14 protein-coding genes and 3 rRNA genes are annotated in these 23,035 nt (G+C 33.6%); 2 read left to right on the top strand and 15 right to left on the bottom strand.

From position 1 onward, the window contains the following. Positions 1 to 45: 45 nt before the first annotated feature. From SSYRP_RS02120 to SSYRP_RS02090, 7 genes are all read right to left on the bottom strand, one after another. Entirely contained in the window at positions 46 to 675 is a 630-nt protein-coding gene (locus SSYRP_RS02120) for a hypothetical protein (RefSeq protein ID WP_016340655.1), read from the bottom strand. After that, positions 675 to 2,855, bottom strand: a complete 2,181-nt coding sequence (locus tag SSYRP_RS02115) for an ABC transporter substrate-binding protein (RefSeq protein WP_016340654.1) — start codon at positions 2,853 to 2,855, stop codon at positions 675 to 677. Before SSYRP_RS02115 ends, SSYRP_RS02120 begins: the two co-directional genes overlap by 1 nt. Then, the gene (locus SSYRP_RS05350; RefSeq protein ID WP_016340653.1) at positions 2,848 to 5,091 is read right to left on the bottom strand and encodes an ATP-binding cassette domain-containing protein; all 2,244 of its coding nucleotides are present in this window, start codon (positions 5,089 to 5,091) and stop codon (positions 2,848 to 2,850) included. Before SSYRP_RS05350 ends, SSYRP_RS02115 begins: the two co-directional genes overlap by 8 nt. A 16-nt stretch (positions 5,092 to 5,107) precedes the next feature. Next, positions 5,108 to 6,799, bottom strand: a complete 1,692-nt coding sequence (gene oppD, locus SSYRP_RS05345) for an oligopeptide ABC transporter ATP-binding protein OppD (protein WP_016340652.1) — start codon at positions 6,797 to 6,799, stop codon at positions 5,108 to 5,110. A gap of 15 nt (positions 6,800 to 6,814) precedes the next feature. Beyond that, entirely contained in the window at positions 6,815 to 7,807 is a 993-nt protein-coding gene (oppC, locus tag SSYRP_RS02100) for an oligopeptide ABC transporter permease OppC (RefSeq protein WP_016340651.1), read from the bottom strand. A gap of 14 nt (positions 7,808 to 7,821) precedes the next feature. Further along, a complete protein-coding gene (oppB, locus tag SSYRP_RS02095) occupies positions 7,822 to 9,078 on the bottom strand; it encodes an oligopeptide ABC transporter permease OppB (RefSeq protein ID WP_016340650.1) in 1,257 nt (418 codons plus the stop codon). Positions 9,079 to 9,286: 208 nt separating this feature from the next. Next, entirely contained in the window at positions 9,287 to 10,075 is a 789-nt protein-coding gene (locus SSYRP_RS02090; RefSeq protein WP_016340649.1) for a hypothetical protein, read from the bottom strand. 214 nt (positions 10,076 to 10,289) lie between these two features. Between SSYRP_RS02090 and SSYRP_RS02085 the strand changes: the two genes are divergently transcribed. Further along, on the top strand, positions 10,290 to 10,757 hold the full coding sequence (locus tag SSYRP_RS02085; RefSeq protein WP_016340648.1) for a hypothetical protein: 468 nt from the start codon (positions 10,290 to 10,292) through the stop codon (positions 10,755 to 10,757). Here the strand turns inward: SSYRP_RS02085 and recD2 are convergent. From recD2 to SSYRP_RS02065, 4 genes are all read right to left on the bottom strand, one after another. Beyond that, positions 10,747 to 12,900: an SF1B family DNA helicase RecD2 gene (gene recD2 / locus SSYRP_RS02080; RefSeq protein ID WP_016340647.1), complete on the bottom strand. Its 2,154-nt coding sequence runs from the start codon at positions 12,898 to 12,900 to the stop codon at positions 10,747 to 10,749. The two genes, SSYRP_RS02085 and recD2, sit on opposite strands and share 11 nt — an antisense overlap. Before the next feature lie 15 nt (positions 12,901 to 12,915). Next, the gene (gene mnmA, locus SSYRP_RS02075) at positions 12,916 to 14,049 is read right to left on the bottom strand and encodes a tRNA 2-thiouridine(34) synthase MnmA (protein ID WP_016340646.1); all 1,134 of its coding nucleotides are present in this window, start codon (positions 14,047 to 14,049) and stop codon (positions 12,916 to 12,918) included. Positions 14,050 to 14,111: 62 nt separating this feature from the next. Then, a complete protein-coding gene (locus tag SSYRP_RS02070) occupies positions 14,112 to 15,671 on the bottom strand; it encodes a DUF805 domain-containing protein (RefSeq protein ID WP_016340645.1) in 1,560 nt (519 codons plus the stop codon). Between the two features lie 149 nt (positions 15,672 to 15,820). Next, complete coding sequence (locus tag SSYRP_RS02065) at positions 15,821 to 16,294, bottom strand: hypothetical protein (RefSeq protein WP_016340644.1); 474 nt, start codon at positions 16,292 to 16,294, stop codon at positions 15,821 to 15,823. A 215-nt stretch (positions 16,295 to 16,509) separates the two neighbouring features. Here SSYRP_RS02065 and SSYRP_RS02060 point away from each other — a divergent pair, with 215 nt between their 5' ends. Further along, a complete protein-coding gene (locus SSYRP_RS02060) occupies positions 16,510 to 17,313 on the top strand; it encodes a GNAT family N-acetyltransferase (RefSeq protein WP_016340643.1) in 804 nt (267 codons plus the stop codon). A gap of 54 nt (positions 17,314 to 17,367) precedes the next feature. On the opposite strand, the gene SSYRP_RS02055 is transcribed toward SSYRP_RS02060, so the two are convergent. The 4 genes from SSYRP_RS02055 to SSYRP_RS02040 all read right to left on the bottom strand — a co-directional run bounded on the left by SSYRP_RS02055 (position 17,368) and on the right by SSYRP_RS02040 (position 22,645). Further along, positions 17,368 to 17,616 carry a hypothetical protein gene (locus SSYRP_RS02055; protein ID WP_016340642.1) on the bottom strand — a complete coding sequence of 83 codons (249 nt, stop codon included), beginning with the start codon at positions 17,614 to 17,616 and terminating at the stop codon, positions 17,368 to 17,370. Positions 17,617 to 17,729: 113 nt separating this feature from the next. Further along, positions 17,730 to 17,836, bottom strand: a 5S ribosomal RNA gene (rrf, locus tag SSYRP_RS02050). A gap of 68 nt (positions 17,837 to 17,904) precedes the next feature. After that, positions 17,905 to 20,818 (bottom strand): 23S ribosomal RNA (locus SSYRP_RS02045). Positions 20,819 to 21,125: 307 nt separating this feature from the next. Next, a 16S ribosomal RNA gene (locus SSYRP_RS02040) occupies positions 21,126 to 22,645 on the bottom strand. Together the 16S, 23S and 5S rRNA genes form the textbook arrangement of a ribosomal RNA operon. Between the last annotated feature and the right edge of the window lie 390 nt (positions 22,646 to 23,035).

Here is a 23,035-nt window from a genome sequence, read left to right as displayed (position 1 = left end):
AAAACTAAAGCCATCTTTTCGGGGCTTTAGTTTGATAATATTTTTTTACAATTCAATTGTTAAAGTTCCTTTATAACGATCTGATGTATCAACAGCTTTAATTGTAACTGCTGTTGGGGTTTTGCTAATAATAACATGACGATTATTAAAAAAAATTGTTTTATTTTTTAATTCAAAATAAGCTTGTAACTCATTTTCTGGTAATTCTTTCAAGTCATTAATATCATAAATTAGTTTCAAATCAGCTAAATTAGCTACTTCTTCTTGGTACAAAGTTGTCAGAATTCTTGGTGTTTTATCCAAAAAATGCTTTGCGTCAGAAGCAGCACTAATTTCTAATTCCACTGGCTCTGTTTTGACAATTCTTTCTGTTAACGATAAATCTTTTCAGGGTGTTACAACACCATTATTATAATAAGTAAAAACTAACTCATTATCATTTACAGTTCCCCGGAAATCATCTGTTTCTAAAGCACGATAAATTACATCTTGAAACATAATTTCCGTTACTGTTTGTTGCGAAGTAATAATCGGTACTAATGCTAATTCCGTTTTAATAACCGAAAGGGTTATTTTTGTTTGATCATGGGGTTCGGATTTTTGACAGCTAACAACAAGACTACTAGTTGAAAAAATACTAATTGTATTGAAAGTTAATAACAGTTTTCTCATCATTAATAGTCCTCCCTAAAAGCCCCATAGTCTTTTTGAATAATTTCTAATTGTTCTTGGTAACGCATTTCGGCAAATTTTCGTTCATTTGCATTTAGTAAAAAGCGATTCATTTGTAACCCTCAGTGTTTATATTTTGAACTTCCATAACCAACAGTAATTGCGGTACGGGGCATTGAATATGAGATTTTTACTTGGTATGACCCATTTGGTACATACAATGGTAAAAAGAGATAATCTTGGTAAATTGAATTGAATTCTGCTTTGGCAAATGATTGATAACGCGCATCTAATTCATTTTTGGCGATGCGAGTAATTTCGTCACTTTTAGCAACTAAATTATTATAATCTTTAAATGAATTATAAAAATCTTCGCTAGCAGTTGTTTCTAAATTTTTTCAATATTGGTTTGTTAACTGATCTTTTGCCTCTTGATATTCAGGGGCATAATGATTAGTCATTTTAAGCCCATCAAAAATGCGGGCTGTTCCAGAAGTGGCTTGTAAATCCCCTTCAATAATCATTGTTTGTAAATAAGTACTTGGATCAGCAAAATCTGGTGATCATCCCAAAATTGCTAAGTCCCAGTCCCCTTTGCGTTGACGAGTATTGTAATCATTATCATCAACACTAACATCCGCTTGGATCTTAATATGAGGACTATGAGCATTAAAAGTATCAATCATATTTTCAATAAATTTATTAATTGTTAAACTAGTTACTCCGTTCATTAATAATTTTAAAGTTACGGTATTTGGTAGATTATTAGCGGTTAATCAATTACCAATTTCGGCATTTAATTGATCAAGATCAGGTACTAACAAGGGATTTTGAAATAAGGCATCACTACCATCACGCATTTCTAAACGGGCACTATCAACATCCCCGCCTAACAAGCGATTTGCATATTCTTCTTCGACATATTGAGCATAGTCTTTCCCATCGTTATTAATAAAATTACGAGCTGTATAAACATTTCGTAAAAACGATGATGTTTCTGTTGTATCATATGATTCAGAATAAAATTTAACAAATTTACTACGATTTAATTGCGTTGATAAATATTCCCGAATTGCTTTTGATTGTAAAGCTTTTGAAGCCGCAATCGCCTCTTGTCTCAAAGCGGCATTTGGGCTAACAACATTAGCATTACTATAATTATATTGCATAATATAAGTCGTTGGATCAGGGTTTAAAATACTTGACGCTCCTGAAAAAATTGGACTAGCTGGGTCATGGCCAACATATTTATTTCAACCACTAATATCAGTTGAGGCAACAACAAATTCTGTTACATCCCCTGATTCAAAGAGAATTCTTTCGCGTGAATCATCTTTTGTTGGTAAATAGGTATAAACTAATTTGTTAATATATGCTAACTTTTGATGACGGTAATTAGGGTTTTTTTCTAAAACAATTTCTAAAGCTGGGTCATATTTTTTAGGTAAATAAGCCCCTGAATATCAAATATTACGATAGTTTGTTCCATAACTATATCCCTGTGATAAGGCAACTTCTGGCAAGGGAGCAAAAGCTAAATAAGTCATTAGAGTATCAAAGTAATAAGCTGATTTTGCTAAATGAAAAGTAATCTCAGTATTGTCAGCATTGACAGTCATTCCTAATTTTGCTCAGATTGGATCATGAATATAATCTTCGCCATTATAATCACTACTACCAAAATAATTTCAAATTTCATTTGCTCCGGCAATAAAAGTTCGTCATAACCCTCCTGTTTCAGACAGGTTTTTGGGAAATAACACAAACTTAGCAGTATTAATTAAATCTGTCGCACGGACATTACGAATATAATTACCTTGGTAATCAAATCACTTTGCTTCGGGCGAAATTTTATATGTTCACTCAGTAAAATCGGCATTGGTTTGACCAACTAAATGACTACTTTTATCGGCTTGAACGGCTAAATCACCATAACTACGGTTATATTTATCGGTTGCCACTAATGTTCCAACTAAATCAGCTAAAATTTTATTATCATCAACCTTGTTGGTACTTGCCGTTGATCAACTTTGAACTGGTTTTTTAAAGATTGACCGAAAAACGGTTGGGTCAACTGTTCGATTAGCTAAATAATCCATTGTAATTGCACATGATACAACACTAGGAGCAACAGTGATTAGCGCCGTGATTGAGGCTAAAGCGGCTAGTTTCTTCTTAAACATTATTAACTCCTCCTTTGCTATTTGTTTTATCTTGTTCTTTTAATTGTTGTTTAATTGTGATAATTTCGCGTTTATTCCCAAAAACAAAGTGATTAGGAATAACTTCATGAAATTCTGGTAAGGCATAATGATAATCATAATGCTCAATTTCAGGGTCATAAATATAATGCTCACGATTCTTTTCCAAATTCGGATTAGGTAACGGAATCGCTGATAATAAGGCCTTGGTATAAGGGTGCAGTGGATTAATAAACAACTCTTCAGCTGGGGCCAATTCAACTAGTTGCCCGTGATAAATTACGGCAATTCGATCAGCAATAAAGCGGACAACTGATAAGTCATGGGCGACAAAAATGTAAGTTAAATTAATTTGGCTTTGGAATTTTTTCAATAAATTTAAAATTTGAGCCCGGATTGAAACATCTAAAGCTGAAATTGGTTCATCAGCAATAATAAATTCTGGTTTCATAATTAAGGCACGGGCAATTCCAATCCGCTGACGTTGCCCCCCTGAAAATTCATGAGAATAACGTGATAAGTGTTCAGGTAATAATCCGACTTCTTTAATCATATTTAAAATTAAAAATCGTTTAACATCTAAATCCTTAACTTCTTTTAAAGTCATTGCCGCTTCATTTTCGGCTAAATTTGCATTATAAAATTCTAAGTATAAGTTACGAGCTTCATCATTTTTATATATCTCTGGAAACGCTTCAAGGCCTTCCCCAATAATTTCTTCAACCGAAATCCGATCATTTAAAGATGCTGAGGGGTCTTGAAAAACCATTTGAATTTTTTTCTTATTTTGGCGGTTTTCAGCTTGACTAGGAGTTTTAAATAATGGATGTTTGGTAATAACTTCGTCAAAGATTGGTAATTCTAATAAAGCTAAAAATTCTTTTATCTCATTAAATTGTTCTCCTGATAATTGTGGTTTATTAACTAATTTATTGTATAAGTTAATAATTGTTAAATCACAATATACATTGTACTTCTTAAAATAGATTAACTCTTTAACTGCGCTAGTAAGAAGGGGCAAATCATTCTTAAAGGGAGCTAAATATTCTGCTAAATTTTTCCCGCCTTCATTTGCCGTTAGATTATCAAAAGCCTTTTCAACATCACCATTACTATTAAGAACTATTAATAATTCATTCAGTAAGTTCAAAGCAATAGTTAAATTAGCTAAAACATCACTTTTTTGCTTTAACTGTGAAAATTCTGTTTGCTGTCCAGTTGTCTTTAACCCTTCTTTTGCTTGCTGAGCAAAAAGAGCATTTAAATCTTTTGTGCGAACAAAATAACGTTTGTGATAATTTTTAATAATCTTTTGACGTTCACTTTGAGGGGCCAGTAAAAGATACAACTGTTTATTGTTTTGTTTTAAAGTTTGATGCTTTACCAAATATTCCTGGCGTTGTTCTAAAACTGAACGAATAATTTCAAAAACCTCTTCAAAATAGTTTTTAATTTCCGTAGCACTTGCTGATGATGATAAATCATTATGTAATTTAACAATTATTTCTAAGAGTGTATAAAGTTGTTGGGCTGATAAAATCAGCTCTTGACACAATTTACTATTTGCTTTTAACAAAGTTGTTAAGGCTGTTTCTAAAGCTAAATCTAAATCTGGAATATATTCATTTAATTTATCAACAAAACGAATTAAAGCTTGATACTTCTTTAAAATAATTGTTAATAGATAAATATTATTTTCAATTTGTTCTTGTAAAATTCGAAAATGTTTACCTGCTTTATCACGAGCAAAAATTGTTTGATAAGCGCCTTTTGTTGCTATGATATTTTGGTAATCTTTATTTAAATAAGGAGTTAATTGTTTTGTTGTTGGATTATAACGAGCATTTTCAAAATATTGATAGTATCTTATTTTTAACTCATTAATATAGCTTTCTAAATTCTTTGATAGTATCGTATTATTTGTTGTGATTAAACGAATTCGTTCTTGAATAAATAAGGTATTTTTCAATAAGTTTGGTGCCTTCCCACGAATAATTTTATTATTCATGTAAACAGCCCCTTCTTTAATTTGTTCAATCCCAGCAATTGCTCGCCCAATTGTTGTTTTACCACTTCCCGATTCCCCAACAATACTAAAAATTTCTCCGCGATAAATGTCAAAGCTGGCACCTTTAACGGCATTAACTCGTTTTTGTTTTTGGCGAAATTGTACAACTACATCGCGTACTCGTAACATAATGTCTTCATGTTTTTGCATTTATCGTTTTCCTCCTTTAATCATTTTGAATAATATTGTCTAAATCTTTTAATTGTTTTGGGCGGGCCACTTTTGGGGCACGAGGATCTAATAGTCATGTTTTTGCATAATGACTTGGGCTTACTTCAAACATTGGCGGTTCAATTAAATAATCAATTTTCATCGCATATTTATTTCGTGGGGCAAATGGATCTCCAACTACTTTTGTATAAAGTGATGGAGGTGATCCGGGGATTGAATATAATTCTTCCCCTTTGGCTCCAAATTGTGGTAATGATGATAATAACGCTCACGTATATGGGTGACGAGAATCAAAGAATAGATCATCAACTGTCCCATATTCAATAATTTGACCAGCATACATCACGGCAACACGATCAGCAATTGTCGCAACAACTCCTAAATCATGGGTAATAAAAATTACGGTAAACTTATATTCTTTTTGTAATTCTTTAATTAAATCTAAAATTTGCGCTTGAATTGTGACATCTAAAGCTGTTGTTGGTTCATCACAAATTAAGATTTTTGGCTGACAGGCTAAGGCAATGGCAATAACAACCCGTTGGCGCATTCCTCCAGAATACATTCCAGGAATGTCATGATAACGTTTTTTGGCATTTTTAATTCCAACTTTTTCTAATAATAAAATTGCTTCTTGTTTCGCTTGTGAACGATTTAATTTGCGGTGTTTACGAATTACTTCCGAAATTTGAAAACCAACCGATAATAATGGATTTAATGATGTCATTGGATCTTGAAAAATTGTCGCAATTGTTTGTCCTCGTAATTTGGTAATTTGTTTTACTAATCTTTTTTTGTTAATAAAATCAAAACTTTTAATTGGTTCTCATTGTTCTAATAAATCATTAAAATTTTGGGCATCAATTGTTTGACCATTAAACATCTCAGTATTAAATTGTTGAACTTTTTCTAAAAACGGCGTTGTAAATTGTTTTTTGGCAAAATAACGGCTGATTCGTTGTTGTTGCGTTGCTTTAACCGTTTGTTTATTGGCAAGATAGTTTTTTAAGATTTTTAAATTACTTTTTAAAAAGATCCGATCTCTTCAATTTAATCGTAAGACCTTTTTAATTTCTGCTTCAGCTAAAGTAATTTTTTGTTCTAAGCGTTTAATCGCTTGATCATATTTTTCTTGGTCAGATAAAATTGTTTTAAAATTAGTAACTTTATCTAACTCTGTTTCATGCGCGGTGATTGTTTTTGCCAGTTTATGCGAAGCTTTAAAATCAATCTTTGCTTTTAATTCTTTAATTGTTGTTGTTAATTGCAAAATTTTAGCATCAAGATTTTCGACTGTCATTTTATTTAAATCAGTAATTTGTTGATTTAAACTTTTAATTAAACGGCGGTTATACTTTAAAATTGTTTTAATTAAACTATTTTCTAAAGAAATTTTGTTAAACTCAACTAAATCAACAGGCTTACGAAAATAGGTATTTTGGTCAGCTAAACTGTTTTGAGATGGATAATAAATAATTTCCCCACTATTAATTCACCCATTTTTTTCTAACATATTAGTAAAAGTTTTTGTCATAACTGACTTTCCACTACCTGATTCCCCAACAATTGCTAATGTTTCTCCATCATAAATGTCAAAAGAAATATTCCGAATTGCCGTTAGAATATTTGCTCTGGTTTTAAAATTAATTACTAAATCTTTAATTGAAATGATTACTTCGTTTGACATATATTATAACTCCTTTTATTTATAGTGATTTTTGGGGTCTAGCGTATCAGCAAAGACTTTCCCAAATAAGAAAAATAGCATTGATGTTCCGGCAATAAAGACAATTGGAATAATTAAAAGATGTGGGAAATCTTGTCATTTACTTGAGGCTAAAACTTCATTTAAAATAAATCCTAATGTTGTATTTTCTCGCCCTTCAATAAATCCAAAGTTAAAGTAATTTAATGTTGAATCAATCGCAATTGACATTGGTACAGCAAATGAAATTGTTTGAATAATTATCGGTAGAATTTTTGGCAAAATGTTTTTTGAAATAATACGGTGACCACGTGTTCCTAACATTTTTGAAGCCATGTTATATTCAGTATTACGTACTAAGATAATTTGTACCCGAATAACTTCCGCTAAAGCAATCCAACTGGTAATTGAAACGGCAAAAATAATGACAATCATGGATTTCCCTAAGGCAAAAATAATTATTAGCCATAAAATTAAGGTTGGGACTAAATTTAAAAATCTGGTAATTTCAATAAATCAAATATCTGTTTTACGATAAAATCCTCAAATTGATCCAATTAAAATTCCTAAAACAATTTGAATTGTCGCAATTACTAGCGTAAATAATAAGGTTGTTCGCATTCCAATTCAAATTTTAATTCAATAGTTTTCCCCTGACATTCCTAACCCAAAAATATATTGTCAAGTTGGCGCCATTGGGCGTTCTTGATTTGGAAATGGTAAGTCTTCTGGTAAAGGACGAGCAATATTACCAATTGGGACAATTGTTGTTAATAAAATTATTAACGCTAAGAAAAAAGCACAAATAATAAAAGTCTTACTTGTAATTAATAATCTTCCGACTACTTTTCAATAACTATATGATTTAGTTGATAGTTTTTCCACCGCTTCTTCTTGGGGGCCAACAATTTCAAATAAACTTGCATCTAAATTATTGATATCATAGTCATTAAATTCAAATCAATCATTACCAACAAAATTTTTCATCATTTTCTTTCCCTTTCTTATTTCGTTAATTTAACCCGTGGGTCTAAAACAGCCATCATAATATCAGCTAATAAACTAGTTGCAATTCCTGCTGTCGCAGTTAATAAAATATAACCCATAACAACAAAGGAATCTTTCGCCGCAACCCCGGCGACAATAAAGCGGCTCATTCCTGGAATTCCCCAGTTCTGTTCGGCAAAGATACTTGCCCCAAAAATAGTTGTCACAAATGCAGTTGGGAAAACCCGGAAAATTCTAATTCCGGCATTACGGAAAATATGAATGTAGAACACATAACTATCTGACATTCCTTTTGATAAGGCAAATTTTGTATAATCTGCTGTCATTTCATCAATCACATAACGACGAGTTGTTAAAACAATTGGCGGAGCAATCATTAAAAAGATTGCAACAACTGGCCAAAACTTAGTACTAAAGCCCCCAGAACTAAATAATCCATGTGCTTTAAACACATAAATTGAGATTAAATAAATTCCAATTACAATAATAACTGGTGGGATTGCTAATAATGTAATAACGGCAGTATTAATACCATTATCAACTGATTTTTCTTTATGTTTAGCTGAAATAATCCCTAATGGTACACCAATAAAGTAAGCTAATAAAACTGTCACTGAACCAAAGGCAAAAGAATATGGGATTGCCCGTGCAAAGGCTGTTGAAACTAATTCTCCTGGTTGACCAACCGCAGCTGAGAAGATAGTTCCTAAATAAAATCAAGTTTGATATGTATCCCCTGTTAAATGACCAGTAACAGAATCATAATATGTATTAACTAATAATGTTTTTTTAATAAATGGCGTAACATTACGTAAATATGTTCCTAATTGGCTTCAGATTGAGCCATAAACTCCAAAAATCTTCATTCGCTCTGTCAGCAAAGCATTATATTCTGGCGATCCTGGAATAATTTTTAATTTAGCAAGATCAATATCTGAGACATAAGTATCATCTGGGGTTACTAGTCGTAATAAAATAAAAATTGCACAAATTGCCAAAATTAAAGTTATTAACGAAAAGAAAATTCTTTTTAATGAATACCCTAGCAATGGGAACTTATTAAAAAACTCTTTACTATTTAGTCAATAAAGATTTAAATGGTATTTCAAATTAACTAATAATGAGAATTTTTTCTCACTTTGAAAATCATCTACAACAATATCTGCAAATTTATCTTTAATTATTTCTGTGTTATTTTCTAATGAAGAAGTTTCCTTCCTTTCATGTGTATCACTATCGTGAAAATTAGCCATATAATTTTCGCCCTCCTTAGTTAAAATATCTAGTTCCTATATTGATTTTTGCATAATTAGCTTATAATTCAAAGTTTAATATTAAAATATAATATTAATTAAATATATCATAGTTTAAAAATAATTGCAATTTTATCAACTATTTTCTAAAAAATTTATTTATTAATTAAACCCTATTGGAAATAAATAAAAAAGAGATTAAATTCGCTTAATCTCCTTCTTTTTTTAAATAATCATTTTGTTCTAACGTCCTAAACGCTGCTTTTATTAAGCGACGTTTTTCGGCAGTATTTACCGAAAAATAAACTTTATTATTACCAGTTGATGTTTTTTCAGCTTCTTTTTTATCTGTTTTAATTAAAACTGAAATTATCATATCCTCGCGGTCATGCTTTAAAAAGAAATTATATTGTTCTTGTAATGTTTCTTCGGCAATTTGGTTTTCGGTGATTAATTTCCCCGTGAAATCATAAACACTATTAATATAATAGTCTTTTTCGGTGATTGGGGGTAATTTCTTTTCATCCAGTAATCCTTTATATAGTTCCAAACACTCTGGTAGTTTTGATTTTTTTGAAATTTCCAGATTATTTCGATCAATATGATATTCTTCAACCAGGTTTAAAATGTAGGTAAAGTTAACTAAATGTTTGTGAATTTCTTTAAAAATAAATTTAATCAACTGATATTCCCGAAACGAAATAAAATAATTTTGACTATCTTCATTGCCATTTTCATCATTTAAAACAAACCCCATTTTGGCTTGTAAATAACTCTTAAATAAAATACTATTATTATCAACCTTTGTTTCTTTAATTAGTTTCCGAAAACTATTATTATCGCGTTTAATTAACCGCGATAAGCTTTTTTTATAGTTTTTAATTTGGACATTATAAGAAATTAATCCTAATAAAATTGTTGTAATAAAAGATAAAATCGCAACAATCCCTTCTCAATAATTAGCAATAAATATTCAAAAATCCTCAAAAGCAATCATTTAATTTTCCTCGTTTCCAAATTAGGGTACTAGTTTGCTAAGTTAATAAATTAATAAGTTGTATTGTTAAAATCTTAGCATAGCGCCCAATAATAGTCAATTTCTCTAATCACTAAAATATTTATGCAAAAAAAATATTAAAAAAGAAAAGAAAATCCGCTTTTTATTATAAAATTTAACTACAATAATAAATAACATTAAAGGAATAAGAAAAATGGCAAAGACAAAAAATAAACTAAAAGAATTAAGAACAACCGAAAAAAAAGCGCACGCTCAAGAAGTAGCTGCCACAATTAAGGAAGTTAATACTAATAAAAATGAAAAATTGCAGAATTATCAAAAATGAAAAAAACTGCAATATTGGCACTATTTAATTATATTTAGTATTTGTGCAATTATTATTGGTTTTAGTTTTATTATTGGCCTTGTTTTCCTTAAAGATATCAAAAAAGTTGAATGAGTTTTAGTTGGTTTTGGAGTAATTTTATTAGTCTTATGGTTTATCCTTGGCTGACAAAAGAATCGCCAAGCAGCCCAATACTATAATGATTCGCGTCGTCGTTATCAACCAACCTTAACTGAAGAAGAAGCAACAATTAAAAAAGCCCGCAAAATTGTCTTAGCAACAACAATTATTGTCTTAATAACAAGTCTTATTATGTTGCTAATAACTAGCCTTTAAAATCTTTAATAAATTCCCCCAGCGTTGTTTTACGCTTTTTCAGAACATTATTAACAGCATAATGTAAAGCTTGTTCTTCCCCTAATAAAAATAATTGGTTTTTAGCCCTTGTAATCCCTGTATAAACTAAGTTACGGTTTAACATAATTCAAAAAGCTTTCGTAATAACAAAAATAACATATTCATACTCACTACCTTGGAGTTTATGAACACTACATGCATAAGCTAACGTAATATCATAATACAGTTCAGGGGGATATTTAATTAATTGATCATCGAACTGAATAATTAAAACATTATTTAAATCCTTATCTTGTTTAATATCAACAATTATCCCCACATCGCCATTATATACTTCTAATTCCGGGCGATTTTTTAATTGCATTACTTTATCATTAACCCGAAATTCTTGATAACCAATCTTACAATGTTTTTGGCCATAATCCGGATTAATTTTGTTTTGCAGATAATTGTTGAGCGTATTAATCCCGAGAGCCCCGTTATACATTGGAGCAATTACTTGAATTTGATCATATTCAACTTGCTGTTGATCAACTAAATTTTGATATAAATCCCCAACAGTCGTTAAAATATCATTGGGATTACTATTGTTGATAAATTTAACATCTTGTTTATCAGCAAAATGATATTCAAAGTAATCTTGTTGAATTGCATAACTTAATTCTAAAATATCATTTCCTTCTTGCTGACGATAAACTTCAGTTAAAGGAACAACATTAAAAATGTCTGTGCTAATAATGTCGCGTAAAACATCCCCACAAGCAACTGATGGTAATTGATTAACATCGCCAATTAAAATCAGTTTTTTTAGATTTTGACTAGCTTTAGCAATTGCTGATAATAATAAAGTGTCGACCATACTTACTTCATCTAAAATTAAAATATCAATTTCAAGGGGATTAGTTTCATTATGAAAAAACTGATTTGTTAATGGGTCATATTTTAATAATTTATGAATTGTCACCGCTTTTTGTTTTGTTTTATCGCGTAAGCGCTTAGCCGCTTTCCCCGTTGGGGCCGCTAAAATAATTTTATTATTTTTAAAACCTTTTTTTAAAATACTAACAATGCCATCAACAACAGTTGTTTTACCAGTTCCCGGACCCCCAACAATTAATAGAAAATTACTTAACAGCGCTTCTTTTATTGCTTTAACTTGCTGGAGATTATAACTAATTTGTTTTTGGGCTTCAATTTGGTGAAAAATAGTATTAACCTCCTCCACACTAATTGGAGCATTAGTATTTAAACTATTTAATAACGCCGCAATATTAAGTTCACTATGATAAATTTCGGCAACATAAATTTTTTCATTTTTAAAAATTAATAAATTAAGATCTTTAACATATTTTAACCCCGCCAAAATAATCTCTTTTGTTACCGTGGTAAAATTTTTTTGTAGTATTTTTGTTAACTGTTCTAATTCTAAATAAGTATCCCCACTACTATTACAAAATTCTTTCGCATAATATCAGGCATAATAACCAATACGAATATAGTCAGTTGGATTTGAATTAAACGTTAAAAAGATTTTATCAATGGCTTTAAAACTAATATTATCTTTTAGCAATAATGAATAAGGATCTTTTTGTAAAATCGCCATAATTTGGTCAACATCATATTTTGTTTTTAATAGCGATAAAATTTGTAATGATAAATTATTTTGACTAAATAAGTGATTTATTTCATCTTCTTGCGTCATTTTGCTAAAAGCTGTTTGAATAATTTTAGCTTGATTTGGAGTTAAACCCTTAATATCATTTAAAGACGCTAAATTATTTTTAATCTTATTAATAACATCCTCTTGAAAATGATTAATAATAACCTCTGCTGTCTTGGGTCCAATTGTTGGAAATAAATCACTTGAGAGATATCGGACTAAATCATCTTTCGTTTGGGGCATGATTTTTTTTATTTGTTGAACTTCAAAATTTTGGCCATAACGCGGATTATTTTTTACTTCCCCAGTTAATTCATACAATTGATCTTGGTGCATTTCCATTAAAAAACCTTTAATAAAAATATGATGATTACGATCATGTTCTAATTGAAACTTACAAATTCGATAACCATTCGCTGATTCAAATACAATTAACTTTAAATAACCCTTAATTACTGTCATAATTTCCCCTTTTGTTTATAAGTATCATAATTTTGTGTCATCTAAATAGGCTGTATCAATTACGCCCCCACCAAGACAAACTTCATCTTGATAAAACACCGCTGATTGACCAGGGGTAATAGCTTTTACTTTTTCAGCAAAGCGAACTAAGCAACTTGTTGGTGAAAGAATTTCGACGCTAACAGGAATATCTTTTTGGCGATAACGAAATTTAGCTGTACAAGTAAAATTATTTGTTTGTAACTGATTAATTCAATTAGTATCATTTACTAAACAACTTGTTGAGTATAGTCATTGATCTTCGGAACTATTTGCGATATATAAAATATTTTTAGCAACATTTTTGCCAACCACAAAATAAGCTTCCGCCATTCCCCCTAAGTTAAGACCACGGCGTTGACCAATTGTATAATACATCACCCCAGAATGTTGACCTAAAACTTCATTTGTTTCAATATCAACAATATCACCAACTTGGTTTGGAATATAATTTTCCAAGAACTTTTTAAAATCACGTTCCCCAATAAAACAAATTCCCGTTGAATCTTTTTTCGTTGCGGTTGCTAATCCTAATTGTTCAGCCATCGCGCGAACTTCTCGTTTAGTTAAATCACCTAACGGAAATAATGTTTTAGCCAACTGGGCTTGAGAAAGTTGACATAAAAAATAACTTTGATCTTTTGTTGTATCAACTCCTCTTAATAATTGATATTCTTGTAACTCTTCATTATATCTAACCCGCGCATAATGCCCCATTGCAATGTAGTCACCATGATATTGTTCTAACGCTGTTTTTAGAAAAAAATCAAACTTAATATATTTATTACATAAAATATCCGGATTTGGTGTACGCCCTTGCTTATACTCAGCAATAAAATGCGTAAAAACATAATCTCAGTATTCTTTAATAAAGTCAACACGATGAATTGGGGCCCCTAATTTTTCACTAACTGCCTTCGCATCTTGATAATCAACTTCTTGCGGACAAATAATATCATTAATTTGTTGATTACCTAAAATATCATTATTTAAATTACTATCTCAATTGCGCATAAATAGGGCTTCAACTTCATAGCCTGCTTGTTGCAATAAATACAACGCAACAGAAGAATCGACTCCCCCGGATAAGCCCACAATAACTTTTTTCATATTAATCCCCTTTTTTGTTTAAGGTAATTTAAACATTTTTTGGGAAAAAATGCAATCCTTTCTTACACGCTCTTGTTAGAAAAATAAGTTTTTAACCCAAAACCAAAACAAATTTGACTAATAATTAAACAGCTAACTAATCCTATCTCAACCAATAAAAATTCAATCTTAATTGTTGTAACTAAAAAACCATACTGATAAATCATAATAAATAATAAATAAGCAATAAATATCGTATTAATAATTAAAAGATATCATAATCAAATACGACGATCTTGGACAAATAAAATTGGTAAAATAATAAATAGTAAATATAACGTCATCACAATCAAATTAAAAACCTCAGCTGAATTAAAATATGAATTTGGATTAAAACCTAGTGTTAGTGGGCCTAATAGTTCTTCCATGACAGGAAAAAAATTAAAACCGCTGGTTGGGATAATATTGGCAAGCAAAATTAAACTTAAGATCCCACAAAATCCGATTAAAGTAAAAATCCGACCACTAAAAAATAAGGGGTTTTTTCATTTAATAATTTTATGTTTTGAAACTCTTTTAATTTTTTGCGTTCCGTTATTTCGAACCTTCACCATGTAATTATAACCAAATGAAGGATTAGTATTATGTAATTGGTGATTATTTTTATCATTAATATTAGCTTGGTTATCTTTTTTCTTTTGTTTACGCTGTTTTTTAATCCCCAATTCTTCATCTGATGAACTAAATAAACTGGCATAAAAATTATTAATTTGATTAACATCACTTTCCCCGTCAGAATTTAATTCGCGATATTTATTATTTCCTAAATTTTCTTCCACTGGTAACTCGATGATTTCTTTTGTAATAGTTTCCTCAGGAGTTATAGCTTCTAAATTTGGTCGTTTATTAATATCAATTTCAACTTCGCTATTACTATACTGATATTTTGCGATAATATCATTAGAATTTTGATTATTTAAACAATCATTATTGCGTAAATGAGGAAAAAGCTTTCCTAAATTATGTTGGGTTTTTGGGGTTATTTTTGGTGAAGCTGTTCTTTTTTGTGTAAGTTTTGGTTGGGCCGTGTTTTTTTCTTCTACTTTTGTAAACTGATCAACTAAATTAGGAGCTGGGGGTGAATAATCTGGATTCATAATGACCGGCTCAAGTTCCTTTTTTTTAAGAACTTCAACCTTTTTTATTTCTGGTTTTAAAATAGGTTTTAAAAGATCTTGATTGGCTTTTTTAAAATTATCATTAACAGAAGTTGGCTTTGGTTTTTCCCCAGCGACAATCTTTTTCGCAATTAAGCGGGCTTGTTCATAAATATTATTTTTATCAGCCTTTTTAGCATCCCCAAGCGTTTTACTTGTCCCCACCTTATTATTTATGATTGCTTTTTGATTATTAGATTTAACTTCCTTAATATCAACTTTTTCTGGGCGTCTTATTATTTCGTTATTTAGTTTAATTGGTGGAGTTTTTGTCTTTAATGGTGTTTTTGTTTGGATAAAAAAGTGGTGATTCATATTATGAACATTAATTTGTTCAGGAATCAACCCTACTTCTTCTGGTTTATTGATATTAACTTGTTTTTTAAACGGCTTTACATCTAAAATTTTAATTTCATTGCTTTTCATCTAACTCACCTTTTAATAAAGAACTTACTTTTTTATATTATACCAGAAAATAAAGGCTTTTAATAGCCCTCAAGATAGTTCTCGCGTTTTAATTACAGCCTTTATTAGAAAAAAAAAAAAAAAAACTAGAATAACCTTCTAGTTTTTTATTAGCGTGAAACTTGATCCAATAATTTTTCTCATTTTTGAGCTTCTTTTTCTCAAGATTCTTTTGATAAAATGCTTTTTCTAGCACGCATTGCATTTTTAACACGAGCAATATTTGACATTTTAATTTGTTTTTTAGTTCTTTCCTCGTATAAAGCATTATTCTTAATAATTTCTTGTTTTTGTTGCTCTTCTAACTTAGCTATTTTTTCAACATCAACTTTATCAAGTTCTGCTTTTTTCGCTGCAATTTTCTTTTCACGTTCTTTTGCAGCGGCAATTCGAGCTTCTCATTTTTTTGCTTCAAGAATACATGCTTCATTATTTTTCTTAACTCATTCTTCATGTAATTGCTTTTGGCGAATTGCTTGAACTTCTTCTTTTGTCTGTAAATCACTACCTTCATTAATAATTTGATTAATTAAATCTGATACACTTGCAGTTGGTGCTTGAGCGACTGTTTTTTTTACCGCCATTCTAAAAACTCCTTTTACTTTCTTAATTATTTTTCATATGTTATTCTTGATTAGAACAAATTAATTATATCAAAAATAGAAAAAATGTGTATAAAATCTCTCAATAAACTATTAATAAATAAAAAAAGGCTGATTTTAGTTTTTTTTAACTTTTAAGGGTCCTATTAGGTAAAAAAAATGAAAAATGATAAAATAATTACACAGGAGGAAGACAAATGCTTAACTTTAATGACAAAAAAATTAACCAATTAATTGCCAATTTTATTACTTATATGACCGATCCCAAACATGATAACGGAAAACAAAAAATTAACGTTAATCAAGACCTACAAATCCATCATATTAATTCCTTGGCATCAAAAAGTAACTTAAATATTGTGATCAGCTCATATATTTTAACCCCTGTTCAACAAGAACAAGCGAAAAAAATTATTCAGCAATATCATAACGCTAATGAATCTTTTACATGATGTACAATCACCGAAGATAATCAACAACTTGACCGTGATTTTTACCACCAACAAGGTTTAGAGCACTTTGAAACAGCCCAAGTAATGCTTTTGGATTTAAATAAGTTTAATATGGCAAATGATTTAGCCGAAAATATCACATTTCAAGCCGTAAATAGTCCCGAAGATGTTAAAAAAGTTAAAAACGTTATTCATAATGCTTTTGATTTATCGCTAATTGATTTATCTAAATATCAAAGCCTTTTTGAAATTAATCAAGATGAAGAAATTAGTTATTTTACAATTTTAACGCAAGATAACCAGCCAGCAACGACTGGAAATTTATATCTTGAATCAGAGTTAGCAATTGTTGATGATATTGCTACCCACCAAGACTTTCAAAAACAAGGTTTTGCCAAAGCGATGTTAATTCATTTACTAAATTATGCTAAAACAAAAGGTTATCAAACAGTTGGTTTAATTGCAACCCCCGATGGTTTTCCTTTATATAAAAAATTAGGTTTTATCGAACAAGAAGTCTATATTAATGTTTATACAATGAATTACTAATTGCTAAAATTCAAGATAATAAAAAAATAACCTGGCGAGGTTATTTTTTTATTCCTATTCTCTTCATAAATATACTTTTGCATCAGCTGGTTTACCACAGCCACAAAGCCCTTCATACGCTCCCTCAGCAGCTAATTCCATCTTTGCTTTAAAGAATTCTGAATATCCTTCTGCGATTGATTGGGCTGCTAACGGCCCTTTTTCAATTGATAATAGGACTGTTTTGCCTAATTCTAATTCATTAAAGACTTTTGTCATATCCCCATTGCTAATTACTGTTAAATTGTCTAAATTTTTTGCCATTCTTTCATACTCCATTCTTAAATTAACTAAGTTAATTATAGCGGAAATTAGAACAAATAAGAAATATTTCAGAATATAAAAAGGATTCTTGTAAACAAGAATCCTTTTTACTAACCTGGCACTGCCCTATTTTCACCTTGCGGCTATCGTCGGCGTAATAGTGCTTAACTTCTGTGTTCGGGATGGGAACAGGTGTGACCACTATGCCATAAGCACCAGATTATGCTGAGCGGAATTATCCTCTCAAAACTAGATAATAAACAATCTTTTATTTTGTAAATGGGTTCTTCATTGAAGTCCTCGACCTATTAGTATTGGTTAGCTGAACACGTCACCGTGCTTACACACCCAACCTATCAACCTCGTCGTCTTCAAGGGGTCTTACTCCACGAAGGATGGGAAGTCTCATCTTAAAGTATGCTTCTCGCTTAGATGCCTTCAGCGATTATCATTTCCACACATAGCTACCCAGCTGTGCCACTGGCGTGACAACTGGAGCACCAGCGGTGCGTCCATCCCGGTCCTCTCGTACTAGGGACAGATCTCTTCAAACTTCCTACGCCCACAACAGATAGGGACCAAACTGTCTCACGACGTTCTGAACCCAGCTCGCGTACCGCTTTAATGGGCGAACAGCCCAACCCTTGGAACCAACTTCAGCTCCAGGATGCGATGAGCCGACATCGAGGTGCCAAACCTCCCCGTCGATGTGAACTCTTGGGGGAGATCAGCCTGTTATCCCCAGGGTAACTTTTATCCGTTGAGCGACGGCCCTTCCACGCGGGACCGCCGGATCACTAAGCCCAGCTTTCGCTCCTGTTCGACTTGTAAGTCTCACAGTCAAGCACCCTTCTACCTTTGCGCTCTATGTATGATTTCCGACCATACTGAGGGTACCTTTGGGCGCCTCCGTTACATTTTAGGAGGCGACCGCCCCAGTCAAACTACCCACCTGACACTGTCTCTGATCTGGCTAACAGATCTAGGTTAGGATTCCGACATAGCAAGGGTGGTATTCCAAGGATGACTCCACAACAACTAGCGTTGCTGCTTCAAAGTCTCCCACCTATCCTATACATACTATGTCAAAACCCAATATCAAGCTATAGTAAAGCTCCATGGGGTCTTTCCGTCTAGTTGCGGGTAACCTGCATCTTCACAGGTACTAAAATTTCACCGAGTCTGTAGCCGAGACAGCGAAGGGATCATTACGCCTTTCGTGCGGGTCAGAACTTACCTGACAAGGAATTTCGCTACCTTAGGACCGTTATAGTTACGGCCGCCGTTCACTGGGGCTTCGGTTCAAAGCTTCGCTAATGCTAACTAATCCCCTTAACCTTCCAGCACTGGGCAGGCGTCACCCCCTATACGTCGTCTTACGACTTTGCAGAGAGCTGTGTTTTTGCTAAACAGTTGTCCCTTCCTCTTCACTGCGGCTCATATTGCTATGAGCACCCCTTCTCGCTAACTTACGGGGCTATTTTGCAGAGTTCCTTAGCTACAGTTATCTCGCTTGCCTTAGGATTCTCTCCTTGACCACGTGTGTTCGTTCTAGGTACAGGCACCTTATAGATTAACGCTAGAAGCTTTTCTTGGAAGCATGGAGTCATATACTTCGTTACTAGGCGAACCGTTCACTCCCCATCACACTTCAAGGTTATGCAAGGCGGATTTGCCAACCTTACCCTCTTTGTGCTTAGCCCGGAATCCAATAACCGGGATATACTATCCTTCTCCGTCACTCCATCACTCTATATGGTGGTACAGGAATATCAACCTGTTGTCCATCGACTACGCCTGTCGGCCTCGCCTTAGGTCCTGACTAACCCTGGGTGGACGAACCTTGCCCAGGAAACCTTGGTCAAACGGCATGAGGGATTCTCACCCTCAAACGTTACTCATGCCGGCATTCTCACTTCTAACCAGTCCAGCAGTCCTCACGGTCTACCTTCATCCCTGTTAGAACGCTCCCCTACCGCCCTGTATATTACTATACAAAACCCATAGCTTCGGTATTATGCTTAGCCCCGGTACATTTTCGGCGCAAAGTTACTCGACTAGTGAGCTGTTACGCACTCTTTAAAGGGTGGCTGCTTCTAAGCCAACCTCCTAGCTGTCTAAGCGACTTCACATCCTTACACACTTAGCATAAATTTTGGGACCTTAGCTGATGATCTGGGCTGTTTCCCTTACGTGCATGGACCTTATCACCCATGTACTGACTGCCGAGTATACAATATTGGCATTCGGAGTTTAATTGCATTCAGTACCCCTAGGTGGGGCCATCATACATTTAGTGCTCTACCTCCAATTTGCTCATCTCGACGCTAGCCCTAAAGCTATATCGGGGAGAACCAGCTATCTCCAGGTTCGATTGGAATTTCACCCCTAGCCACAAGTCATCCGCGGTCTTTTCAACGAACGTCGGTTCGGTCCTCCATTAAGTTTTACCTCAACTTCAACCTGCTCATGGCTAGATCACCTGGTTTCGGGTCTATGACAACATACTAAACGCCCTATTAAGGCTCGCTTTCACTACGGCTCCGTGTCTTCCACTTAACCTTGCATGCTATCATAACTCGCCGGCTCATTCTACAAAAGGCACGCCGTCACCCATTAACGGGCTCCGACTTCTTGTAGGCATATGGTTTCAGGTACTTTTTCACTCCCCTCCCGGGGTGCTTTTCACCTTTCCCTCACGGTACTGGTTCACTATCGGTGAATAGGTAGTATTTAGCCTTACGCGGTGGTCCGCGTTGATTCCGACAAGATTTCACGTGTCTCGCCGTACTCAGGATTCCACTTCGAGTCCTGTTCATTTCGTATACGGGGCTATCACCCTCTGTGGCATGGTTTCCCAACCATTTCTACTATAAACAAGTTTTGTAACTCTACTAATGTGGTCCTACAACCCCAACATAAGTTGGTTTGGGCTGTTCCCCTTTCGCTCGCCGCTACTCAGAGAATCGCTTTCGCTTTCTTTTCCTCTAGGTACTAAGATGTTTCAATTCCCTAGGTATACCTTCACTATAACTATTTATTCATTATAGGATGATGAGAGATTAATCTCACCGGGTTTCCCCATTCGGACATGTCCGGATCAAAGCTTACTTCCAGCTCCCCGAACCTTATCGCAGGTAGTCACGTCCTTCATCGTCTCCTATTCCCAAGGCATTCACCATACGCCCTTTGTAACTTCAAAGTTTGATCATTGCTTAATTAATAAAATTAATCAAGGTTTTTATAATTTTTTTGAGAATCATTTACAAAATATAACTGTGAAATTTTAGTTATTAATTTAAAAATTACTTTAATAACAGAAAATTTGAATTATTTTGTTATTTCATTAAAAATGAAATAACTAGATGTCTATTATCCAGTTTTCAAAGAACAATTTTTAATCAAAATTTAACTACTTGTTCAATTTCGATTAATTCAGAGAAACTAATCTCTGAAAACTAAACATAACTTCATTATAGCCGTATTTACTATAAAGTATAACTCCATAGAAAGGAGGTGATCCATCCGCACCTTCCGGTACGGATACCTTGTTACGACTTCACCCTAATCATCAATCCTACCTTGGGCGGCTCCCTCCTTACGGTTAGGATACCGACTTCTGGTATTATCAACTCTCATGGTGTGACGGGCGGTGTGTACAAGACCCGAGAACGTATTCACCGCGACATTGCTGATTCGCGATTACTAGCGATTCCAACTTCATGAGGGCGAGTTGCAGCCCTCAATCCGAACTGAGACCGGTTTTTTCAGATTAGCTCCCCCTTGCGAGATCGCAACTGTTTGTACCGGCCATTGTATCACGTGTGTAGCCCAAGACATAAGGGGCATGATGATTTGACGTCATCCCCACCTTCCTCTAGTTTGCACTAGCAGTCCCGTTAGAGTATCTCAACTTAATGGAGTAACTAACGGCAAGGGTTGCGTTCGTTGCTGGACTTAACCAAACACCTCACGGCACGAACTGACGACAACCATGCACCACCTGTCTCAATGTTAACCTCTACTGTATCTCTACAGCTTCGCACTGGATGTCAAGCCTTGGTAAGGTTCTTCGCGTTGCTTCGAATTAAACCACATGATCCACCGCTTGTGCGGGTCCCCGTCAATTCCTTTGAGTTTCACTCTTGCGAGCATACTACTCAGGCGGAGTACTTAATGCGTTAGCTGCAGCACCGAACTTAGTCCGACACTTAGTACTCATCGTTTACGGCGTGGACTACTAGGGTATCTAATCCTATTTGCTCCCCACGCTTTCGTGCCTAAACGTCAGTAATAGGCCGGTTGATCGCCTTCGCCACTGGTGTTCCTCCATATATCTACGCATTTCACCGCTACACATGGAATTCCATCAACCTCTCCTACACTCTAGCCTAACAGTTTTCAAGGCGACCTGGAGTTGAGCTCCAGGTTTTAACCCCAAACTTGCTAAACCGTCTGCGCACGCTTTACGCCCAATAAATCCGGATAACGCTTGCCACCTATGTATTACCGCGGCTGCTGGCACATAGTTAGCCGTGGCTTTCTGGTAAGGTACCGTCAAATAAGTATCATTTCCTATACTTACTGTTCTTCCCTTACAACAGACCTTTACAATCCGAAGACCGTCTTCAGTCACGCGGCATTGCTCCATCAGGCTTTCGCCCATTGTGAAAAATTCCCTACTGCTGCCTCCCGTAGGAGTTCGGGCCGTGTCTCAGTCCCGATGTGGCCGATCAACCTCTCAGTTCGGCTACGTATCATTGCCTTGGTAGGCCATTACCCCACCAACTAGCTAATACGCCGCACCCTCATCCATTAGTGATCCAAACGGACCTTTTAACATCCTCTGATGCCAGAAAATGTCGTATGCGGTATTAGCAGTCGTTTCCAACTGTTATCCCCCGCTAATGGGTAGATTAGATACGTGTTACTCACCCGTTCGCCACTGGGTGCAAGCACCCCGTTCGACTTGCATGTATTAGGCATGCCGCCAGCGTTCATCCTGAGCCAGGATCAAACTCTCATTAAAAAATTGTATATTTGTCCTAGCTATAATGACGGATACTCATTGATTTAAAATGATTATCTTTTGTTGTTATGTTTAGTTTTCAAAGATCGTTTTATTTTTAGTGCGAATAAAACACCTTACAAATCATACAAAATTCTAAACCTAATGTCAACAAATATTGTAATTTTTTTAAAATATTTATTGTTTTTTTAAAATTATGAATTGAATGTGTAAATTAGGGTCCTACGACTCTGTTCTATCTTTGCACATCTATAAGTATATAAAATCTTATTTATTTTGCAAGCATTTTTATCATTTTTTTTCGTTTTTTTTGCAAAATTTTTAGCAAAAAACCACAATAACCATTTATCTAACAATAACGGTGATATTTAGCGGTTAAATCAAAAAATA

It is taken from the genome of Spiroplasma syrphidicola EA-1, from assembly GCF_000400955.1.
GTDB lineage: Bacteria > Bacillota_I > Bacilli_A > Mycoplasmatales > Mycoplasmataceae > Spiroplasma > Spiroplasma syrphidicola.
Note: the sequence above shows the minus strand (reverse complement) of the source record. Positions and strands in the feature narration are given on the sequence as shown.